This window comes from Pseudomonas sp. A-1 (genome assembly GCF_004801855.1).
Classification (GTDB): domain Bacteria; phylum Pseudomonadota; class Gammaproteobacteria; order Pseudomonadales; family Pseudomonadaceae; genus Geopseudomonas.
In genome coordinates this window covers 14,883-34,115 of record NZ_SSTC01000040.1, presented here as the reverse complement: position 1 = coordinate 34,115, position 19,233 = coordinate 14,883, and the positions used below count along the sequence as shown (strand labels likewise).

Below are 19,233 nucleotides of genomic sequence, written 5' to 3'. Positions count from 1 at the left end.
CGACAACAACAAGAGCGAAGTCGCCATGCCCCGAATGCCTGCTGCCATGCCCGGCACCAGCCCGCCAGTCGCCGCGGACTGACGCGCCAGCCCCGCCCCCTGCCGGGGGACTCCCAGATCTTGCCCACTGCGCTCCTTCGCGAGCCGCACGGGTCAGCTCGTCCAGAAAAACGGAGAACAACAACAAATGATGTCCCGCACCCCCCTCGCCGTCGCCATCGCCGCCCTCGGCAGTCTGTCCGCCCTGTCCCTGCCGGCCGCAGCAGCAGGTTTCGTCGAGGACAGCAAGGCTTCGCTGAACCTGCGCAACTACTACATCAACCGCGACTTCCGCCATGCCGACAGCACCGCACAGAGCCGCGCCGAGGAATGGACACAGAGCTTCATCCTCAACGTGCAGTCTGGCTACACCCCGGGTCCGGTCGGCTTCGGCGTCGACGCCATGGGCTTGTACTCGGTGAAGCTCGACGGCGGCGAAGGCACCCGCGGCACCCAGCTACTGCCGATCCACGACGACGGCAAGCCGGCCGACGACTACGGCCGCCTGGCGGTGGCTGGCAAGGCCAAGCTGTCCAACACCGAGCTGAAGGTCGGCGAGATGATGCCGGTGCTGCCGATCCTGCGCTCGGACGACGGCCGTTCGCTGCCGCAAACCTTCCAGGGCGGCATGCTGACCTCCAGGGAAATCACCGGCCTGACTCTGCACGGCGGCCAGTTCCGCCAGAACAGCCCGCGCAACGACGCCAGCATGGAGGACATGAACGCCTTCGGCGCCACCTCCGACCGCTTCAACTACGCCGGCGGCGAGTACCGCTTCAACCAGGACCGCACCCTGGTCGGCGTCTGGTACGCCGAGCTGGAGGACATCTACGACCAGCAGTACTTCAACCTGGTGCACAGCCAGCCGCTCGGCGACTGGACCCTGGGCGCCAACCTCGGCTACTTCATCGGCGGCGAGCACGGCGACGAACTGGCCGGCGAGCTGGACAACAAGACCGCCTCGGGCCTGTTCTCCGCCAGGTACAAGGCGCACACCTTCTACGTCGGCCTGCAGAAGGTCAGCGGCGACAACGGCTGGATGCGCGTCAACGGCACCAGCGGCGGCACCCTGGCCAACGACAGCCTCAACGCCAGCTTCGACAACCCCGACGAGCGCTCCTGGCAGGTACGCTACGACTACGACTTCGCCGCCCTCGGCGTGCCCGGCCTGACTAGCATGGTCCGCTACATCAAGGGCGACGACATCGACGTCAACGCCGCCATCGACGACGGCTCGGAGTGGATCCGCGACATCGAGCTGGCCTACACCGTGCAGGCCGGTCCGCTGAAGAGCCTCAACGTCAAGTGGCGCACCTCGAGCATCCGCAAGGACTGGGTGAGCAACGGCACCGACTTCGACGAGCACCGCCTGATCGTCAACTACCCGCTGAACATCTTCTGATCGCGTGCAACACCGGTCGCTGTGGCAGCGGCGGCCGTCTCCCGGGATGATTCGTCCCTCTTCGGCCCGTCCTCGCGACGGGCTCTTTTTTCGACGGAGTCTATGGCCTGGGGACAGGCGTGCCGGCATAGGGCTCGACCCTGTCCTGCTCGGCCGGATCGTTGCGCGCCACGACCGCGCGGGCCGGCTCGCTGGTGCTGAGGTTGATTGCCTCGTGCGGCACGCCGGGCGGGATGAACAGGAACTCGCCGGCTTCGCTGACGATCTCGTTCTCCAGTGCCGCGCCCCAGCGGGTGAGGACGCGGCCTTCGAGCACGTAGATGCCTGTCTCGTAACCGAGGTGCAGGTGCGGTTCGGCCCGCCCGCCGGGCGGGATGACCACCAGGTGCATGGACAGCCCCTGTGCGCCAACCGTCTGCCCCGAGATGCCGACGAAATAGGGCAGCCGCTGGCGGGTCATCACCTCGGTATCGGGGCGTACGGCTTGCACCTTGCGCTCGTCTGCGGCCATGGCTGTTTCCTCCGCGAGTGCGCAACGGCTGACACCAGACAACTATAGCGGGAGTCCTGTGCACTACTGCGCGGAGTCCATGCCAGGGGGCCACTCCTCGTACTGGGGGAGCGCATCGGTGATGTCGTGCCAGCAGGCTTTCGATCCGACGAAGATATGTTCACGCGGCCGCGCGCCGGGATCATCGTCCAGGCTTCCCACCGCGACCTCGCCGACCTTGCCGGCATGCATGCACACCAGCGGCGAGCCGCAGCTCCCGCAGAAGCAGCGCAGGGTGCCGGGCGAGGACTCATGGCCCTGGACGCACTCCTCGCCCGCTACCCAGCGGAACTGCCCGGGATCGATGATGCCCCAGGTGACGAAGGCGGCCCCGTGCGACTTGCGGCAGATTGAGCAATGGCAGTTGCCGACGAACTTGAAGGCGCCGGCAATCTCGTAGCGCACGGCTCCGCACCGACAGCTGCCGCGCATGGTCATGTCAGCGCCTCCGGAGTCTTCGGCATGTGTGGTGCAGCATAGCCGACAGCGCAGGCACGGGCGGGACCGGCTGGACGGCACGGCGGCCTCGGCTGGAGAATCGACCGGGCCAGCAGCCCGGAACGCCGTCCATGCCGCACCGCACCGATCCGCCCTTCACCCCCGACCTGTTCGGCGAGACGCCCGCCGAGCTGCCGCGCGAGGAGCGTCTGGGCGCCCAGGCCCTGCTGCTGCGCGGCTTCGCCCTGCCCTTCGTCGACGCGCTGCTGCCGGCGCTGGCGGCGGTCGAGGCGGCGGCGCCGTTCCGCATCATGCTCACCCCCGGCGGCCAGTCGATGTCGGTGGCGCTGACCAACTGCGGGGAGCTGGGCTGGATCAGCGACCGCGGCGGCTATCGCTACAGCCCGGTCGATCCGCAGAGAGGACTGCCGTGGCCGGCGCTGCCGCAGGCGTTCCTCCGCCTGGCGCGGGAGGCGGCGACGGCCGCGGGCTTCGCCGACTTCACCCCGGACGCCTGTCTGGTCAACCGCTACCTGCCGGGCACGCGCATGAGCCTGCATCAGGACCGCGACGAGCACAGCTTCGAACACCCCATCGTCTCGGTGTCGCTGGGCATCCCGGCGCTGTTCCTGTTCGGCGGCCACGCGCGGCGCGATCCGGCGCAGCGGGTGCCGCTGCTGCACGGCGACGTGGTGGTGTGGGGCGGCGCGGACCGCCTGCGCTTTCACGGCATCCTGCCGATCAAGGAGGCGGTGCATCCGCTGCTCGGCGCGCAGCGGATCAATTTCACCCTGCGCAAGGCCGGGTGAAGCCCGGACTCAGCGCGGGGTAAGGCCCATCGTCCGATCCAGCTTGTCGAGCAGGCGCATGCTCGGCAGGCAGGCGGCGAAGGAAGATTCGGACGTGCGCCTTTCGCGGATGGCGGCGAGGAACTCGGCGTCCTGGCGGGCGAAGCTGCTGCCCTCGGGCACCGGCTGGATGATGCCCTCGTGATCCTTCAGCTCGTCGCGGTAGGCGTGCAGGGTCGCTTCCTCGCCGATGTAGCGGTAGTGGCCGCCGAAAGGGCCGCGGGCGTTGAACGACAGCACCAGCGTGGCCATCGCCCCGCTGCGCGAACGCAGGCCGATGTTCATGTCCATCGGGATACCCAGCTCGGCATGGCGAGGGCCGGCGCTGCCCCACACCTCCAGTTCGAAGTCGTCGAGCAGCCAGGCGAACAGGTCGACGCTGTGGCAGGCGTGGTGCCAGAGTAGGCAGTCGGTCCAGCTGCGCGGCTGGCCGAACATGTTGCGGTTGTCGCGGCGCAGGAAGTACGTCTCGGCCACCAGATGCTGCAAATGGAATTCGCCGGCAGCGATGCGCCGCCTCATCTCAACGTGCGGCGCGCTGAAGCGCCGGGTATGGGCGACCATGCACACCTTTTCGGTCGACGCGGCCTCGGCCGCCAGGCGCTCGGCGTCGGCGAGGTTGAGACTCATGGGAATCTCGGCCAGCACGTGCTTGCCGGCGGCGATGGCCGCGCTGGCCTGCGCGGCATGCAGCGCACTGGGGCTGGCGAGGATCACCGCGTCGATGTCGTCGCGTGCCAGGCAGGCGGCGAAGTCCTGCGAATGCGCGGGGATGCCCCACTGCGCGGCGAAGGCCGCGGTATCGGCGGCCACCCCGCCGGCGACGCAGACCACCTCGGCGCCGGGCAACTCGCGGAGCGCGTTCATGTGGATGCCGGCGATGGCGCCCTCGCCGGCGAGCAGGATGCGGATCGGCTGGTTGTGCATGGGAGTCTCCGGATCAGGCGTGGCGGCGGCTCTGCAGCCAGGCGCTGCCCAGACCGCTGAGGGCGATCACGCCCATGCCCAGCAGGGCGCCGGAGTCCGGTGCGTGGTCGAACAGGACGAAGCCATAGAGCACGGCGAAGAAGATCTGCAGGTAGCTGAACGGCGCCAGCAGCACCGGCGAGCTGTACTGGAAGGCCACGGTGAGCAGCATGTGGCCGGTCACCGCGATCAGCCCGAGGGAGATCATCCCCAAGAGCTGCGGCCAGGCCGGCAGGCCGCTCCAGAACAGCGGCAGCAGCAGGGTCAGGCAGAGGAAGCCGACCAGCCCGGTGACCAGGTTGGTGGCGGCGGCGCTGTCGCGGCTGCCGATGCGCCGGGTGAGCAGCTGGAAGATCGCATAGCTGCAGGCTGAACCCACCGGCAGCAGCATGGCCGGGGTCAGCAGGCCGCCGCCGGGGCGCACGATGATCAGCACCCCGGCGAAGCCGACCGCCACCAGCAGCCACTGGGCCAGGCTGGCGCGCTCGCCGAGCATGGGGATGGCCAGCAGGATCACCAGCAGCGGGGTGAGAAAGTGCACCGCGGTGGCCTCGCCGATCGGCAGGTAGCGCAGGGCGAACAGGAAGAACAGGCTGATCGACAGCAGCGACAGGCCGCGCAGCACCTGCAGGCCCGGGCAGTTGACCTTGAGCACGCGCAGGCCGTGGCGCGGCAGCTGCCAGGCGGCGAGCAGAAAGGTCTGCGCCAGATAACGCACCCAGAGGATCATCAGCACGCTGTTGAAGGCGGTGAGGTACTTCGACAGGCTGTCCAGCGAGGCGAAGGCGAACACCGCGGCGCAGGTCAGCAGGATGCCCTTGAGCGGGCGGGACATGGTCATCCGGAAAGGAGGTTCCTGGTCAGGTAGGCAGGGAGTGCTGCCCCGTCCGGGCGGACGGCGGCGGGCACAGGGGGCAATGTTAACTTATTAACCATACGTTCCACCTCCCGGCCACCGCCCCGCCTCCGTCACTCCAGCGATTCGACGCCCAGCTCGTTCCACACTTCCTCGGCGAGGTGGAAGGTGGCGTTGGCCGCCGGGATGCCGCAGTAGATCGCGCTCTGCAGCAGCACTTCCTTGATCTCGTCGCGGGTCACGCCGTTGTTGCGCGCGGCGCGCAGGTGCAGCTTGAGCTCGCCCTCGCGGTTCATGCCGATCAGCATGGCGATGGTGATCAGGCTGCGGGTGTGACGCGGCAGGCCCGGGCGGGTCCAGATGTCGCCCCAGGCGTGGCGGGTGATCATTTCCTGGAACTCGCCGTTGAACCCGGTGATGTTCTTCAGGCTGCGGTCGACGTGGGCGTCGCCGAGCACCGCGCGGCGCACCTGCATGCCGGCTTCGTAGCGTTGTTTCTCGTCCATTCTTGGCTCCGTGACTTATTTGCTGAGGAACGCCAGCACCGCCTGGCTGAAGGCGTCGCCGGCCTCGACGTTGGACAGGTGCGCGGCGTGGAACTCGACCAGCTCGGCGCCCTGGATGCGCTCCTGCATGAAGCGGCCGTGCTCGGGGGTGGTCACCGCGTCATGGCTGCCGCAGACGATCAGGGTCGGCGCGGTGATCGCGCCGAGCTGCTCGCGGTAGTCGGCGTCGCGCACCGCGGCGCAGTTGGCGGCGTAGCCCTGCGGCGAGGTCTGCGCCAGCATGCCGACGATCGGCTCGGCCTTGGCCGGCTGGGCGCTGGCGAACTCGGCGGTGAACCAGCGGGCAATCGACGCGTCACGCAGGTCGCGCATGGCCTGCTGGCCGCCGGCCAGCACGGTGTCGATGCGGGTGTTCCACACCTCATCAGTGCCGATCTTCGCCGCGGTGTTGCACAGCACCAGCTTGTCCAGGCGCGCGCCGGCGTTGATGCCCAGCCACTGGCCGATCAGGCCGCCCATCGACAGGCCGCAGAAGGAGAACCTCTGGATGTTCAGGGCATCGAGCAGGGCCAGCACATCGCGGCCGAGCTGTTCGATGCTGTACGGGCCTGCGGTCACCAGCGAGGCGCCGTGGCCGCGGGTGTCGAAGCGCAGCACGCGGAACTCTTTGGCGAACGCCGGAATCTGCGCGTCCCACATGTGCAGGTCGGTGCCCAGCGAGTTGGACAGCACCAGCACCGGCGCGCCGGCCGGGCCGTCGAGTTGCGGCTCTGTCAAAACATAGTTCAGGGCGCCATCGGCGAGTTGCACGGTCGGCATGGAAGACTCCTTAGCTGTGGGTGGCGCGATGTTCGGCCACGGCACGGGCGACCCAGCTCTGCGCTAGGCCGAGGTAATGAGACGGATCGAGCAGGCGATCCAGTTCAGCGGCGGACAGCTCGGCGGCGACCTCGGCGTGCTCGCCGAGCACCGCACGCAGGTGGCGACCGTCGTTGACCGCCTGACGGCAGCACTGCTCGACCAGATGGTGGGCGCGCTCGCGGCCGATGCGCTGGGCCAGGGCGATGCTCACCGCCTCGGCCAGCACCAGGCCGCGGGTCAGGTCGAGGTTCTCGCGCATGCGCGCGGCATCCACTTCCAGCCCCGGCAGCAGCAGGCGCGCCTGCTGCAGGGCGCCGGACAGCAGGCAGCACAGCTCGGGCAGGGTTTCCCACTCGGCATGCCAGAGGCCGAGGCTGCGCTCGTGCTCCTGGGGCATGGCCGACAGCATGGTGGCGACCAGCCCCGGCGCGCGGGTGGCGGCGCCGATCAGCACGGCGGCGCCGACCGGGTTGCGCTTGTGCGGCATGGTCGAGGAACCGCCCTTGCCCGGCGCGGACGGCTCGAAGGCCTCGCCGACGTCGGTCTGCATCAGCAGGCTGAGGTCGCGGCCGAGCTTGCCGAGGGTGCCGGCGAGCAGGCCGAGCCAGCCGGCGAACTCGACCAGGCGGTCGCGCTGGGTGTGCCAGGGCTGCTCGGGCAGGGTCAGCTCGAGTTCGCGGGCCAGCGCCTCGGAGACCGGCAGGGCGTGCTCGCCCAGCGCCGCCAGGGTGCCGGCGGCGCCGCCGAACTGCAGCACCAAGAGGCGCGGTTTCAGTTCGGCCAGGCGCTGACGCTGGCGGGTGAGCGCGCCGAGCAGGCCGGCGAGCTTCATGCCGAGGGTCACCGGGGTGGCGTGCTGCAGCCAGGTGCGCCCGGCCAGCGGCGTGGCGGCGTGGCGCTCGGCCTGGGCGGCGAGGTCCTCGGCCAGTTGCGCCAGCTCGCTTTCGAACAGGGCGATGGCGGCGCGCAGTTGCAGCACCAGGCCGCTGTCCATGGCGTCCTGGCTGGTGGCGCCGAGATGCACGTAGCGCTCGGCCTCGGCGTCGACGGCGGCGATCTGCCGGCCGAGGGCCTTGACCAGCGGAATCGCCGAGTTGCCGGCCGTGGCGATGGAGGTGGCCAGCGCCGGCACGTCGTAAAGCTCGGCGCGGCAGGCGCCAGCGATGGGCGCAACGGCGGAGGCCGGAATCAGCCCGACCGCCGCCTCGGCGCGCGCCAGCGCGGCCTCGAAGTCGAGCATGCCCTGCAGCCGGCCCCGGTCGCAGAACACCGCGCGCATCGGCGCGCTGGTGAAGTAGGCATCGAACAGTTGGTTGCTCAAGACGGTGTCATCCTGTGAGCGATGGGATAAGAGCAAGGTTGGCAGCGCGGCGCGGCGGGGTCCAGCGCGGAGTCGGCGGTGCCGCAGGCAACGTAGGGTGGACAACGGCGCAGCCTTGTCCACCGAACCATCCGGCAAGCGGTAGACAATCGCTGCGCGAGTTGTCCACCCTACGGCACGGCTCAATCCGCTGTAGGGGCGAATTCATTCGCCTTGGCAGGTTTTTTGGCGAATAAATTCGCCCCTACAGACGTTTGCTACCCTACTCCGCCTTGGCCGTTACACCCGCTCGATGGCCAGCGCCAGGCCCTGGCCGACGCCGATGCACATGGTGGCCAGGCCCAGCTTGCCGCCGGACTTCTCCAGCTGGTGCACGGCGGTCAGCACCAGGCGCGCGCCGCTCATGCCCAGCGGGTGGCCGAGGGCGATGGCGCCGCCGTTCGGGTTGACCCGCGCGTCGTCGTCGGCGATGCCCAGCTCGCGCAGGCAGGCCAGACCCTGGGCGGCGAAGGCTTCGTTCAGCTCGATCACGTCGAAGTCGGCGACCGCGAGATTCAGGCGCTCGCAGAGCTTCTGCACCGCCGGCACCGGGCCGATGCCCATGATGCGCGGCTCGACGCCCGCGGCGGCCATGCCGAGCACCCTGGCGCGCGGCTTGAGGCCGTACTTGGCCACCGCCTCGGCGGAGGCCAGGATCATCGCCGCGGCGCCGTCGTTGATGCCCGAGGCGTTGCCGGCGGTGACGGTCTTGCCCTCGCCGTTGACCGGCTTGAGCTTGGCCAAGGCTTCCGGCGTGGTGTCCGGGCGCGGATGCTCGTCGGCCTCCACCACGGTGTCGCCCTTCTTGCCCTTGATCACTACCGGAACGATTTCCTCGGCGTAGTAGCCCTCGGCCTGGGCGCGGCCGGCGCGCTGCTGGCTGCGCAGGGCGAAGGCGTCCTGGTCGGCGCGCGAGATGCCGAAGTCCTCGGCCACGTTGTCGGCGGTCTGCGGCATGGCCTCGACGCCGTACTGGGCTTTCAGCAGCGGGTTGACGAAGCGCCAGCCCATGGTGGTGTCTTCGATCTTCTGGCTGCGGCCGAAGGCGCTGTCGGCCTTGCCCATCACATAGGGCGCGCGGCTCATCGACTCGACGCCGCCGGCGATGGCCACTTCGATCTCGCCCAGGGCGATGGCGCGGAAGGCGCTGCCCACCGCGTCGAGGCCCGAGGCGCACAGACGGTTGAGGGTCACGCCCGGCACGCTCGGCGGCAGGCCGGCGAGCAGCAGCGACATGCGCGCGACGTTGCGGTTGTCCTCGCCGGCCTGGTTGGCGCAGCCGTAGAACACGTCGTCGATGGCCGCCGGGTCGAGCTGCGGGTTGCGCTCGAGCAGGGCCTGTAGCGGAATGGCGCCGAGGTCGTCGGCGCGCACCGCGGCCAGCCCGCCGCCGAAGCGGCCGATGGGTGTACGCACGGCGTCGCAGATGAAGACGTCGCGGCTCATGCCTCACCTCCGACCTGACCGCCGTGGGCGGCCGCGGTGCGGGCTTCCAGGGCGCGCAGGGCGTCCAGCTCGACGGCGGTCGGCTCGGCGGTGGTGGCCACATTGTCGGCGAAGCGGATCGCCCAGCCGGTGTTCTCGATCACCTGCTCGCGGGTCACGCCCGGGTGCAGCGAAGTGACGATGAACTCGTTGGTGCTGGCTTCCGGCTCCATGATGCACAGGTCGGTGATGATGCCGACCGGGCCCTTGCCGGGCAGACCGAGCTGCTTACGGTAGTCGCCGCCCTCCCCGAAGCCGACCGAGGTGATGAAGTCGAGCTTGTCGACGAAGCTGCGATGACCCTGCTTGAGGATGATCAGCACTTCCTTGGCGCTGCCGGCGATTTCCGGGGCGCCGCCGGCGCCGGGCAGGCGCACCTTGGGCGCGAAGTAGTCGCCGACCACGGTGGTGTTGATGTTGCCGTACTTGTCGACCTGCGCCGCGCCGAGGAAGCCGACGTCGATGCGCCCGCCCTGCAGCCAGTAGCGGAAGATCTCGCCGGTGGGCACCACGGTGTCGGCGGTTTCGGCCAGTTCGCCGTCACCGATGGACAGCGGCAGCACGGTCGGCTTGGCGCCGATCGGGCCCGATTCGTAGATCAGCACCACATCCGGGGAGGAAGTCAGGCGCGCCAGGTTGGCGGCCTTGGACGGCAGGCCGATGCCGACGAAGCACACGGCGCCATTCTTCAGGCGGCGGGCGGCGGCCACGGTCATCATTTCGTTGGTGGTGTAGCTCATCACTTGGCCTCCTGCTGCGCGGCCAGCTTGGCCTGGAATTCGGTGAAATCGGCGGTGCCGCGGATGTAGGTGTCGATCCAGGCGGTGAAGGTGTCGCGGCTGCGGGCGATCGGGTCCCAGGCCTGGTAGAAGCGGTTGTCGCGCTCGGAGTAGCCGTGGGCGTAGGACGGATGGGCACCGCCCGGTACCACGCAGACGGCGGAGAGTGCCCAGGTCGGCAGCACGCAGGCGTTCATCGGCGCATTCAGGTCGTCGACGATCTCCTCCACGGTGACGATGGCGCGCTTGGCGGCCAGCACGGCTTCCTTCTGCACGCCGAGGATGCCCTGCACCAGCACGTTGCCCTTGCGGTCGGCCTTCTGCGCATGGATCACGGTGACGTCCGGACGCACGCTCGGCACCGCGACCAGCTTCTCGCCGGTGAACGGGCAGGTGATCGGCTTGATCAGCGGGTTGACCTTGGGCAGGTCGGAACCGGCGTAGGCGCGCAGCACGGCGAACGGCAGGCCGGAGGCGCCGGCGACGTAGGCGTTGGCCAGGTCGGCGTGGCTGTGTTCCTCGATCTCCAGGGCGTGCGGCCACTGCTTCTCCACCGCATCGCGCAGGCGGTGCAGCGAACCGACGCCCGGGTTGCCGCCCCAGGAGAAGATCAGCTTCCTGGCGCAACCGGCACCGATCAGCTGGTCGTAGACCAGGTCCGGGGTCATGCGCACCAGGGTCAGCTCCTTCTTGCCCTGACGGATGATCTCGTGACCGGCAGCGGTCGGAATCAGGTGGGTGAAGCCTTCGAGGGCGACGGTGTCGCCATCGTTGACGAAGCGCTGGACGGCTTCGCGCAGGGTGAGGATTTCGGCCATTGGTTGTGCTCTTGCTCGGTTGACGTCGTCCGGCGCATCGCACCGGGCTGTGGGTCAACAGTAGGGAAGCGAGCCCTGCAGAACAATCCGATAATCGATGATCCGTTCGATAATCGGACCATTCTTCGGCCGCCAATGGCCGCGCACCTCAGCGCCACAACTGCGCACCCAGCTCCTTGCTGCTGCTCAGCAGCACCGGCAGGAAGCGCGTCTCCAGCTCCTGGCGGCTGACCCGCCCGGCGTGGGTGCTGACGTTCATCGCCGCCAGCACCTGGCCGCTGGCGTCACGCACCGGCACGGCCACCGAGCGCAGGCTCTGCTCCAGCTCCTGGTCGACGATGCACCAGCCCTGCTCGCGCACCTGCATCAGGCATTCCCACAGCACCTCGGGGGTGTGCAGGGTGCGGCTGGTGCGCGGCTTGAGGTCGGCGCGCGTCAGGTAGGCGCGCAGGCTGTCGTCGTCCAGCGCGGCGAGGAGGATGCGGCCCATCGAGGTGCAGTAGGCCGGCAGGCGGCTGCCGACGCTCAGGTCGACCGAGATCAGCCGCTGCGGGATCGCCGAGCGGGCGATGTAGAGCACCTCGTCGCCCTCCAGGGTGGCCAGGTTGCAGGCCTCGTGCAGCTGCTCGCTGATGCGGTCGAGGAACGGCTGCGCCGACACCGCCAGCGGCGTGGACGACAGGTAGGCGTGGCCGAGGGTCAGCACCTTGGGCAGCAGCGCGTAGGTGCGCCCGTCGGTGGCGACGTAGCCGAGCTGCATCAGGGTGTACAGGCAGCGCTGCACCGCGGCGCGCGGGATGCCGGTGCGGTGACTGATCTGGGCGATGGTCAGGTGGCGCTTGCGCTCCTGGAAGGCGTTGATCACCGCCAGGCCGCGGGCCAGCGAGGACATGAAGTTGGGGTCGCCGGCGTACGCCTTGATCTGCTCGACGGCCAGCTGCTGCGGGGGCGGCGCCAGGCCGGACGGGGTGGGTTGCAGGTCGCTCATGGGGCCTCCGGGGCGGGCGGGAAAGTCAGGCGATTATCGAACCACAGTCCGATAATCGCAAACTCTGCCACTCAGGTCTGCAGGTAGCCCGCCTGGCCGAGCACGCCGATCAGCGTGCTGATGGTGACGAAGGCCAGCACCGTGGCTGCCACCAGCGAGGCGGCGCAGCGTTCCTCGAGGCCGAAGCGCAGGCCGAGGATCGGGTAGATGCTCATCATCGGCGCGCTGGCGAACAGCAGGCCGGCGACCTTGAGCTCTGGATCGATGTCCGGCACCAGGAGGAAGGCGAGCAGCAGCGCCAGCGGGTGGAGGACCAGCTTGCCGAGGGCGGTCTGCCCGACGTCCGCCCACATGCCGCGCGGGCGGATGCCGTAGAGGGTGCCGCCGATGACGAACAGCGCCAGCGGCGCCGAGGCGCTGGCCAGCATGTCCACCACCCGGAACAGCAGCGGCGGCAGGCGCAGCTCCAGCAGCGACAGCAGCAGGCCGAGGGCGATGGCAGAAATCATCGGATTGCGCAGCAGACGCAGAGCGGTTTCCCGCGCCAGCACCCGCCCGCGGACGCCGGACTGCTGGCCGATCTCGGCCAGCGCCAGGGCCAGTGGAATCATCACCAGGTTCTCCACCAGCATGCCGAGGGCCATGGCCAGCGCCGCCGTGGGGCCGAGCACCATGGCCACGATGGGGTAGCCGATGAAGCCGCTGTTGGGCACCGACATGCCCATCGCCAGGATGGCGCTGGCCGACAGGTCCTGGCCGCGCAGCCAGCGCGCCACCGCCAGGCCGCCGGCGAACACCGCCAGGGAAGCCAGGGTGTAGGCCAGCAGGTAGGGGCCGTCGAGCACCTCGCCGATGCTGCGCTCGCTGAGCGCCCGCAGCACCAGCGCCGGCAGGGCGAAGTTGATGACGAAGGCGCCCAGGCCGCGGATCTGCCCGCGGTCGATCAGGCCGCCGCGTACAGAAAGGAAGCCGAGGGCGATGAGGATGAAGATCGGCGCGGTGACGCCGAGCACGGCTAACATGCCTGATACTCCCTGTGGTCGGCCGCCGTCAGCCGGCGCAGCTGCGCCAGGCGGCTGCGGGTGCGGCCGAAATCCATGTGATTGACGCCGGCGCACAGTGCCTCCAGCGGCTGTTCGCCGTGCAGCAGCAGCTCGCGGCCGGCGTCGTAGGCGATGTCGACGAAGTTGACCAGGCGCTGCTGGGCGTCCGCCGAGCAGCGCGCCAGCTCCGGCAGCCCGCTGACCGCCAGGCGCGCAAAGCGCCGACACAGGTCGAGATAGTCGGCGCTGGCCAGCGGGCGCTGGCACAGCTCGGCGAAGGACAGCCACAACACTTCCCTGCCCTGCCCCAGCGGCTGGATCTGCCGCGGACCGAGCGCCAGCGGCGCTGCCGGCATGACCAGCTGCAGGCGCTCGGCCAGCAGCGTTTCGAGCCCGGGCAACGGCGCCTGCAGGTAGTGGCCCCAGTGGCGGTCGCTGAGCGGGCGGTAGTCCACGCCGGCGGCCATCTCGACGACCAGGCAGTGGCGCTCGAGCAGTTCGGCGAAGGGCCTGAAGCGGCTGTGGTAGAGCGGATTGGGGCAGAGCTGCGGCGGTGCGTAGTTGGAGCTGAACAGCAGGATGGTCCCGGCCTTCAGCAGCTGCTGCAGCAGCCGGCCGAGGAGGATGGCGTCGCCGATGTCGTGGACGTGGAATTCGTCGAAGCACAGCAGGCGCGCCTCGCCGGCCAGCGCGCTCGCGACCAGCGCCAGCGGATCGGCCTGGCCGCTGTGGGCCAGCAGGCGCTGCTGCAGCTCCTGCAGCAGCTGGTGGACGTGCACGCGGCGCTTGGCGGTGAGCGGCGCGGCGGCGAACAGGCTGTCCAGCAGCAGGCTCTTGCCGCGCCCGACGCCGCCCCACAGGTAGGCGCCGGCCGGCGCACGACGGCGCCAGGCCGACGGCTGCAGGCGTGCCTGCAGCCAGTCGGCCAGCCGGGTCAGGGCCTGATGCTGCGCCCCGTCCAGGGACAGGCCGCGCGCGGCGAGCTGCGCGGCGGCCTGTCGGTACAGCGGGTTGTTCGAGGACTCAGAAGTCAAAGAACACCGTCTCGCCTTCACCCTGGATGCGGATGTCGAAGCGGTAGGCGGTCTGGCCGTCCACTTCGCAGCGCTTGGCCACCAGGGTCTGCCGACGCTCCACCGCTTCGATCAGGTTGAGCACCGGATCGGCGGCGTTGGCCGCCACTTCGTCCTCGAAGTAGATGCGCGTCTGCAGGTGGATGTTGATCCCGCGGGCGAACAGCGACACGTTGATGTGCGGGGCCTGCCTGCCCACCGCGCCCGGCTTGACGGTCTGCACCGTCCACTCGCCGGCGTCGAAGGTGGTGGCGGTGCGGCCGAAGCCGTTGAACGGCTTCTCCAGGTCGTAGGCGCAGTCGTAGACGCCTTCGTGGTTGGCCTGCCACAGCTCGAGGAAGGAGTCGCGCACCAGGTGGCCGTTGCCGTCGAACACGCGGCCGATCAGCACGATGTGCTCGCCGGCGGCACCCGGCTTGGCCATCTCGTTCCAGACTTCCTGGTCACGGGTCGGGTTGCCGGCGGCGGCCAGCGCCAGGCCGATGTGCACGTAGGGGCCGGCGGTCTGCGAAGGGGTTTCCGGCAGCAGGTCGAAATTCATGGTCGGCTCCTCTCTCACTGGTTCTCGAAGTGGGTCTTGCGCTGGCCGCGCAGCACGATGTCGAAGCGGTAGGCCAGGCTGTCCATGGGCGTGCCCATGCTCATGTCCAGGCGACCGATCAGGGTCTGCACGGCGTCCGGGTTGGCGAGGGTGCGGACGATCGGGCACTTCGGAATCAGCGGATCGCCCTCGAAGTACATCTGGGTGATCAGCTTGGTGGAGATCGACGGGCCGGCGATCGAAACGTGGATGTGCGACGGACGCCACTCGTTCGGGCCGTTGCGCCACGGGTACGGACCCGGCTTGATGGTGCGGAAGTAGTAGTTGCCGTTGGCGTCGGTCAGGGTACGGCCGACACCGCCGAAGTTGGGGTCGAGCGGCGCCAGGTAGCGGTCGTTCTTGTGGCGGTAGCGGCCGCCGGCGTTGGCCTGCCACATCTCCACCAGGGTGTGCGGGATCGGCTGGCCGTACTGGTCGACCACGCGGCCGAACATGATGATGCGCTCGCCCACCGGCAGACCGCCGTTGTTGAAGTTGAGCAGCAGGTCGTTGTCGTACTTGCCGAGCTTGAGGTGCGAGAAGTCCGGACCGGTGGTCTCGGAGATCGACTGCGGGATGCTGACCAGCGCCTGGCGCGGCGAGCGCGGCACGGAGGTCTTGTAGTCGGGGGTGTAGGCCTTCGGCTGCCAGTTGCGGTCACGGGTGACGAACCGGCTGTTTTCCGCGTCGTGCATGCTGCGTTCCTCTTGTTGGAGTTGTCGGAGCGGATCTGAGTGAGTTCAGTCTGCCCGGCTCCCCGCCTTGAGGAAATTGAATTGTACTGCCTGGTTCATAACCTACTGGTTATGTGAAGCCTCCCCACTGCGCCGCCCGGCCACCTCGCGCAGCGCGCTGCAGAACCACTGCGCCGCCAGCGGCAGCGGCCGCGCGCTGCTGGAGCAGATGCCGATGGAGCCGCCCGGCTCGCGGATGCCGAGGGCCAGTTCGGCCAGCACGCCGTCGGCCAGGTCGCGACGCACCGCGTCCTGCGGCGCCACCCAGATCGCCTGGCTGTCCAGCACGTAGCGGCGGCCAAGGGCGATGGACAGGGTTTCCAGGCGCTGCGCGGCCGGCGGGATGCCCCACTGCACGAACAGGGCGTCGGCGTACTTGCGGATGGTGGTGCCGGCCGGCGGCAGCACCAGCGGGTAGTCGGCCAGATGCGCCAGCGCGCCCTCACCCAGCGCCAGCAGCGGATGGCCGGCGCGCACCACCAGGGTCATCGACTCGCTGTACAGGTGCTCGAAGGTCAGGCCCTGGATCTCCGGGCTGTCGGTCATCCGCCCGACCACCAGATCCAGCTCGCCGACCTTGAGCTGGGCCAGTAGCTGGGCGCTGGAGCCGCCGGCGACCTGGATCACCAGCGCGCCGTGGCGGGCATGCAGCAGGGCGATGGCCTCGGGCAGCAGCTGGCTCTCCACCGTGGACAGCGCGCCGACGCGTACCTCGAGCGCCTGCGGCGCATGGCCGCGCATCACACCGACGCCGTCGCGCAGCGCCTGCACGCAGGGACCGGCGTAGCGCAGGAAGGTCTCCCCCGCCGGGGTGAGCAGCACCCCGCCCTTGCCGCGCTCGAACAGCGGGTGGTCGAGGATCTCCTCGAGTTCCTTGAGGGTCTTGGAGATCGCCGGCTGGCTGACCGCCAAGCTGTCGGCGGCGCGGGCGAAGCTGCGCTGGCGGGCGATCTCGAGAAAGCAGGTGAGGTGGCGGAACTTGATGCGGTTGTCGATGTTCAAGACGGCTATTCATCGCTAAGGGAGGATGGCCTAGATACTCCGTGCAACGTCACTATTGAGGCAAGCACTCCACATGACCTGTGGATATGCTACTCCTGACGATTAACAAGGCTTTGAACGTGGCGCTCAGCAGGTACACGCTGGCAACGCCCCGACGTCAGCGCCTCCGTCGCGCAGGCAAATAATCTGGCGCTGGCGATTCACCCTGGCGCATGTCGGCAAGGGCCAGCAGGCTCTGCTGATCTTGGAGCGACGCGGGCACCGGAGGGGCTGAGATGAGCTGGAAAGTGACTTGCCGTGACGCCGGCGACGGCAGCGGCGACGTAATCCTGGAGCTGCCCGACGATCTTCTGCAGGCCGCCGGCCTGGCGATGGGCGACACCCTGGAGGTGGAGCGCGACCCGAACGATGGCGCGGCGCTGCGGTTGACGAAGGTCGTGCGTTGCGAGGTGTGCGATGCCAGCACCGCCGAGACCGGCCATGGCGTCCTGCAGGCCCAGTGGCGCGACGGCGAGGCCGAGGGCATGCGCCTGTGCAAGTCCTGCTTCGGCTACGCGATGTCGACGCTCAAGCGCGAGCGCTGGGTTCTCCACATGTTCGATGACGACGAGCCATGATCCTGTTTCTCGACTTCGACGGTGTGCTCCACCCGCTGTTCACCCGTCCAGATTTGCCGCCGGAGGAGTCCCTGTTCTTCCGGGTACGGATGGTGGCCATGCGGCAGTCCTTCGAGATTGGTGGTAAATCTGATTTTTCAGGTGGTAAATTTTACCACTGACCTTCAAAAAACACCCGGAAACACCCAAAAAACCCCGGAAATGCACACCGCTGTGAACACCTCAAAACCTAGCTCAACCCCAGAAACCACGCGGCCTGAGCCGTCCCGCCGCTTCAGCGTTGCGCCGATGATGGACTGGACCGACCGCCACTGCCGCTTCTTCCTGCGCCTGCTCTCCCGGAACACTCTGCTCTACACCGAGATGGTCACTACCGGCGCGCTGCTGCATGGTGATCGCCAGCGCTTCCTCGGCTACGACCAGAGCGAGCATCCACTGGCGCTGCAGCTCGGCGGCAGCGTGCCGGTCGAGCTGGCGGCCTGTGCGAGGCTGGCCGAGGAATGGGGCTACGACGAGGTGAACCTCAACGTCGGCTGCCCCAGCGACCGGGTGCAGCACAACATGATCGGCGCCTGCCTGATGGGCCATCCGGCGCTGGTCGCCGACTGCGTGAAGGCCATGCTGGATGCGGTGAGCATCCCGGTGACGGTCAAGCACCGCATCGGCATCAACGGCCGCGACAGCTATGCCGAGCTGTGCGATTTCGTCGGCCAGGTGGCCGAGGCCGGCTGCCGCAGCTTCACCGTGCATGCGCGCATCGCCATCCTCGAGGGCCTGTCGCCCAAGGAGAACCGCGAGGTGCCGCCGCTGCGCTACGAAGTGGCGGCGCAGCTCAAGCGCGACTTCCCCGACCTGGAGTTCGTCCTCAACGGCGGGATCAAGACGCTGGAGGAGTGCCAGACCCATCTGCAGACCTTCGACGGCGTGATGCTCGGCCGCGAGGCCTACCACAACCCCTACCTGCTGGCAGAGGTCGACCAGCAGCTGTTCGGCATCGAACGCCCGGTGCCCAGCCGCGGCGAGGTGCTGCGCCAGCTGCGTCCCTACATCGAGCGGCACATGGCCGCGGGCGGCGCCATGCACCACATCACCCGCCACGTGCTCGGCCTGGCCCAGGGCTTCCCGGGGGCGCGGCGTTTCCGCCAGGTGCTGTCGGTGGACGTGCACAAGAGCGACGATCCGCTCGGGGTCTTCGACCACGCCATCGAATTGCTCGGCAGCCACTGACCAACTGCGCACCGGCGAAAATACGCCTGCGCCTTGCCCGGCGTCACCGAAATGGCGTTGAGCACAGGGGCTCAGCTCGGTTAATGTCGGATGATCTGTAACGACAGGGTTTCGTCTGATGTCATCCAAGCTGGAGCAACTCAAGCAGTACACCACCGTGGTCGCCGATACCGGCGACTTCGACGCCATCGCCCGCCTGCAGCCGGTGGACGCCACCACCAACCCGTCGCTGCTGCTCAAGGCCGCCGCCCTGCCCCGCTACGAGGGTCAGCTCAAGGCGGCCATCGCCGGCGCCGGGCAGGACCTGGGCCTGGCCTGCGACCGCTTTGCGGTGGCGGTGGGCAGCGAGATCCTGCAGATCATCCCCGGCCGGGTATCCACCGAGGTGGATTCGCGGCTGTCCTTCGACAGCGCCGCCACCATCGAGCGCGCCAGGCGCCTGATCGGCCTGTACGAGACCGCCGGCATCGGCCGCGAGCGGGTGCTGATCAAGGTCGCCTCGACCTGGGAAGGCATCCGCGCCGCCGAGCAGCTGGAACGCGACGGCATCCAGACCAACCTGACCCTGCTGTTCTCCTTCGCTCAGGCCCAGGCCTGCGCCGATGCCGGGGTGTTCCTCATCTCGCCCTTCGTCGGCCGCATCTACGACTGGTACAAGAAGGCCGAGGGCCGCGATTTCGTCGGTGCCGAGGATCCCGGCGTGCGCTCGGTGACGCGCATCTACAACTACTACAAGGCCAATGGCTACGCGACCGTGGTGATGGGCGCCAGCTTCCGCAACATCGGCCAGATCGAGCAGCTGGCCGGCTGCGACCGCCTGACCATCAGCCCCGAGCTGATGCAGCAGCTGGCCGACGACCAGGGCGAACTGCCCCGCCATCTCTGCGCCGAGGGCGCCGCAGGCGAAGCCCGCGAGAGCCTCGACGAGCGCGCCTTCCGCTGGAAGATGAACGAGGACGCCATGGCCACCGAGAAGCTGGCCGAGGGCATCCGCCTGTTCGCCCGCGACCAGGAGAAGCTGGAGGCGCTGCTGGCCAGCAAGGCCTGAGTCCCCCTGCAAC

Annotated in this window: 22 protein-coding genes; 6 read left to right on the top strand and 16 right to left on the bottom strand. The window is 68.9% G+C overall.

Translation table 11 applies throughout. The features are described from left to right. Window positions 1-187 precede the first annotated feature (187 nt). Complete coding sequence (locus E5198_RS11215; RefSeq protein WP_136490079.1) at window positions 188-1,441, top strand: OprD family porin; 1,254 nt, start codon at window positions 188-190, stop codon at window positions 1,439-1,441. A 100-nt stretch (window positions 1,442-1,541) separates the two neighbouring features. Here the strand turns inward: E5198_RS11215 and E5198_RS11210 are convergent, their stop codons facing one another. Then, a complete protein-coding gene (locus tag E5198_RS11210; RefSeq protein WP_136490078.1) occupies window positions 1,542-1,952 on the bottom strand; it encodes a cupin domain-containing protein in 411 nt (136 codons plus the stop codon). Between the two features lie 63 nt (window positions 1,953-2,015). Next, complete coding sequence (locus E5198_RS11205) at window positions 2,016-2,429, bottom strand: GFA family protein (protein ID WP_136490077.1); 414 nt, start codon at window positions 2,427-2,429, stop codon at window positions 2,016-2,018. Window positions 2,430-2,560: 131 nt separating this feature from the next. Here E5198_RS11205 and alkB point away from each other — a divergent pair, with 131 nt between their 5' ends. Beyond that, window positions 2,561-3,238, top strand: a complete 678-nt coding sequence (gene alkB / locus E5198_RS11200) for a DNA oxidative demethylase AlkB (RefSeq protein ID WP_136490076.1) — start codon at window positions 2,561-2,563, stop codon at window positions 3,236-3,238. 9 nt (window positions 3,239-3,247) lie between these two features. Here alkB and E5198_RS11195 read toward each other — a convergent pair whose 3' ends face one another. From E5198_RS11195 to pcaQ, 14 genes are all read right to left on the bottom strand, one after another. Continuing rightward, window positions 3,248-4,204 (bottom strand): Gfo/Idh/MocA family oxidoreductase, encoded by a 957-nt coding sequence (locus E5198_RS11195; RefSeq protein WP_136490075.1) that lies wholly within the window; start codon window positions 4,202-4,204, stop codon window positions 3,248-3,250. Window positions 4,205-4,217: 13 nt separating this feature from the next. Continuing rightward, window positions 4,218-5,084 carry a DMT family transporter gene (locus E5198_RS11190; protein ID WP_136490074.1) on the bottom strand — a complete coding sequence of 289 codons (867 nt, stop codon included), beginning with the start codon at window positions 5,082-5,084 and terminating at the stop codon, window positions 4,218-4,220. Window positions 5,085-5,212: 128 nt separating this feature from the next. Continuing rightward, the gene (gene pcaC, locus E5198_RS11185; RefSeq protein ID WP_136490073.1) at window positions 5,213-5,605 is read right to left on the bottom strand and encodes a 4-carboxymuconolactone decarboxylase; all 393 of its coding nucleotides are present in this window, start codon (window positions 5,603-5,605) and stop codon (window positions 5,213-5,215) included. Window positions 5,606-5,620: 15 nt separating this feature from the next. Beyond that, window positions 5,621-6,424: a 3-oxoadipate enol-lactonase gene (gene pcaD / locus E5198_RS11180; protein WP_136490072.1), complete on the bottom strand. Its 804-nt coding sequence runs from the start codon at window positions 6,422-6,424 to the stop codon at window positions 5,621-5,623. 10 nt (window positions 6,425-6,434) lie between these two features. Then, entirely contained in the window at window positions 6,435-7,823 is a 1,389-nt protein-coding gene (locus E5198_RS11175) for a 3-carboxy-cis,cis-muconate cycloisomerase (protein ID WP_372239878.1), read from the bottom strand. Window positions 7,824-8,066: 243 nt separating this feature from the next. Beyond that, window positions 8,067-9,272, bottom strand: coding sequence for a 3-oxoadipyl-CoA thiolase (pcaF, locus tag E5198_RS11170; RefSeq protein WP_136490070.1), 1,206 nt, complete (start codon window positions 9,270-9,272; stop codon window positions 8,067-8,069). Further along, entirely contained in the window at window positions 9,269-10,054 is a 786-nt protein-coding gene (locus E5198_RS11165; RefSeq protein WP_178084062.1) for a CoA-transferase subunit beta, read from the bottom strand. Before E5198_RS11165 ends, pcaF begins: the two co-directional genes overlap by 4 nt. After that, entirely contained in the window at window positions 10,051-10,908 is an 858-nt protein-coding gene (locus E5198_RS11160; RefSeq protein ID WP_136490068.1) for a CoA transferase subunit A, read from the bottom strand. The genes E5198_RS11165 and E5198_RS11160 overlap by 4 nt, the downstream gene beginning before the upstream one ends. 148 nt (window positions 10,909-11,056) lie before the next feature. Continuing rightward, on the bottom strand, window positions 11,057-11,896 hold the full coding sequence (locus E5198_RS11155) for an IclR family transcriptional regulator (RefSeq protein ID WP_136490067.1): 840 nt from the start codon (window positions 11,894-11,896) through the stop codon (window positions 11,057-11,059). A gap of 71 nt (window positions 11,897-11,967) precedes the next feature. Further along, a complete protein-coding gene (locus tag E5198_RS11150; RefSeq protein WP_136490066.1) occupies window positions 11,968-12,918 on the bottom strand; it encodes an AEC family transporter in 951 nt (316 codons plus the stop codon). Beyond that, complete coding sequence (gene zapE, locus E5198_RS11145) at window positions 12,912-13,973, bottom strand: cell division protein ZapE (RefSeq protein WP_136490065.1); 1,062 nt, start codon at window positions 13,971-13,973, stop codon at window positions 12,912-12,914. Before zapE ends, E5198_RS11150 begins: the two co-directional genes overlap by 7 nt. Further along, a complete protein-coding gene (pcaG, locus tag E5198_RS11140; protein ID WP_136490064.1) occupies window positions 13,963-14,553 on the bottom strand; it encodes a protocatechuate 3,4-dioxygenase subunit alpha in 591 nt (196 codons plus the stop codon). Before pcaG ends, zapE begins: the two co-directional genes overlap by 11 nt. A 14-nt stretch (window positions 14,554-14,567) precedes the next feature. Continuing rightward, window positions 14,568-15,287: a protocatechuate 3,4-dioxygenase subunit beta gene (gene pcaH, locus E5198_RS11135; RefSeq protein WP_090309803.1), complete on the bottom strand. Its 720-nt coding sequence runs from the start codon at window positions 15,285-15,287 to the stop codon at window positions 14,568-14,570. Window positions 15,288-15,389: 102 nt separating this feature from the next. Further along, window positions 15,390-16,328: a pca operon transcription factor PcaQ gene (gene pcaQ / locus E5198_RS11130; RefSeq protein ID WP_136490063.1), complete on the bottom strand. Its 939-nt coding sequence runs from the start codon at window positions 16,326-16,328 to the stop codon at window positions 15,390-15,392. Window positions 16,329-16,603: 275 nt separating this feature from the next. On the opposite strand from pcaQ, the gene E5198_RS22195 reads away from it, so the two are divergent. From E5198_RS22195 to tal, 4 genes are all read left to right on the top strand, one after another. Further along, window positions 16,604-16,945: a hypothetical protein gene (locus tag E5198_RS22195; RefSeq protein WP_136490062.1), complete on the top strand. Its 342-nt coding sequence runs from the start codon at window positions 16,604-16,606 to the stop codon at window positions 16,943-16,945. Then, a complete protein-coding gene (locus tag E5198_RS21525) occupies window positions 16,942-17,106 on the top strand; it encodes a hypothetical protein (RefSeq protein ID WP_168772518.1) in 165 nt (54 codons plus the stop codon). Before E5198_RS22195 ends, E5198_RS21525 begins: the two co-directional genes overlap by 4 nt. A 40-nt stretch (window positions 17,107-17,146) precedes the next feature. Next, window positions 17,147-18,172 carry a tRNA dihydrouridine(20/20a) synthase DusA gene (dusA, locus tag E5198_RS11120; RefSeq protein ID WP_136490061.1) on the top strand — a complete coding sequence of 342 codons (1,026 nt, stop codon included), beginning with the start codon at window positions 17,147-17,149 and terminating at the stop codon, window positions 18,170-18,172. 118 nt (window positions 18,173-18,290) lie between these two features. Further along, entirely contained in the window at window positions 18,291-19,220 is a 930-nt protein-coding gene (gene tal, locus E5198_RS11115) for a transaldolase (RefSeq protein WP_136490060.1), read from the top strand. The last annotated feature ends 13 nt before the right edge of the window (window positions 19,221-19,233 follow it).

What these genes read in the sequence shown, in the direction of transcription:
- pcaF (WP_136490070.1), bottom strand. Translation starts at nt 9,272, where the DNA reads ATGAGCCGCGACGTCTTCATCTGCGACGCCGTGCGTACACCCATCGGC.
- tal (WP_136490060.1), top strand. Translation starts at nt 18,291, where the DNA reads ATGTCATCCAAGCTGGAGCAACTCAAGCAGTACACCACCGTGGTCGCC.
- alkB (WP_136490076.1), top strand. Translation starts at nt 2,561, where the DNA reads ATGCCGCACCGCACCGATCCGCCCTTCACCCCCGACCTGTTCGGCGAG.
- E5198_RS21525 (WP_168772518.1), top strand. Translation starts at nt 16,942, where the DNA reads ATGATCCTGTTTCTCGACTTCGACGGTGTGCTCCACCCGCTGTTCACC.
- E5198_RS11190 (WP_136490074.1), bottom strand. Translation starts at nt 5,084, where the DNA reads ATGACCATGTCCCGCCCGCTCAAGGGCATCCTGCTGACCTGCGCCGCG.
- E5198_RS11150 (WP_136490066.1), bottom strand. Translation starts at nt 12,918, where the DNA reads ATGTTAGCCGTGCTCGGCGTCACCGCGCCGATCTTCATCCTCATCGCC.
- E5198_RS11195 (WP_136490075.1), bottom strand. Translation starts at nt 4,204, where the DNA reads ATGCACAACCAGCCGATCCGCATCCTGCTCGCCGGCGAGGGCGCCATC.
- E5198_RS22195 (WP_136490062.1), top strand. Translation starts at nt 16,604, where the DNA reads ATGAGCTGGAAAGTGACTTGCCGTGACGCCGGCGACGGCAGCGGCGAC.
- pcaH (WP_090309803.1), bottom strand. Translation starts at nt 15,287, where the DNA reads ATGCACGACGCGGAAAACAGCCGGTTCGTCACCCGTGACCGCAACTGG.
- E5198_RS11160 (WP_136490068.1), bottom strand. Translation starts at nt 10,908, where the DNA reads ATGGCCGAAATCCTCACCCTGCGCGAAGCCGTCCAGCGCTTCGTCAAC.
- pcaC (WP_136490073.1), bottom strand. Translation starts at nt 5,605, where the DNA reads ATGGACGAGAAACAACGCTACGAAGCCGGCATGCAGGTGCGCCGCGCG.
- E5198_RS11210 (WP_136490078.1), bottom strand. Translation starts at nt 1,952, where the DNA reads ATGGCCGCAGACGAGCGCAAGGTGCAAGCCGTACGCCCCGATACCGAG.
- pcaG (WP_136490064.1), bottom strand. Translation starts at nt 14,553, where the DNA reads ATGAATTTCGACCTGCTGCCGGAAACCCCTTCGCAGACCGCCGGCCCC.
- pcaD (WP_136490072.1), bottom strand. Translation starts at nt 6,424, where the DNA reads ATGCCGACCGTGCAACTCGCCGATGGCGCCCTGAACTATGTTTTGACA.
- E5198_RS11205 (WP_136490077.1), bottom strand. Translation starts at nt 2,429, where the DNA reads ATGACCATGCGCGGCAGCTGTCGGTGCGGAGCCGTGCGCTACGAGATT.
- dusA (WP_136490061.1), top strand. Translation starts at nt 17,147, where the DNA reads ATGCACACCGCTGTGAACACCTCAAAACCTAGCTCAACCCCAGAAACC.
- E5198_RS11215 (WP_136490079.1), top strand. Translation starts at nt 188, where the DNA reads ATGATGTCCCGCACCCCCCTCGCCGTCGCCATCGCCGCCCTCGGCAGT.
- E5198_RS11155 (WP_136490067.1), bottom strand. Translation starts at nt 11,896, where the DNA reads ATGAGCGACCTGCAACCCACCCCGTCCGGCCTGGCGCCGCCCCCGCAG.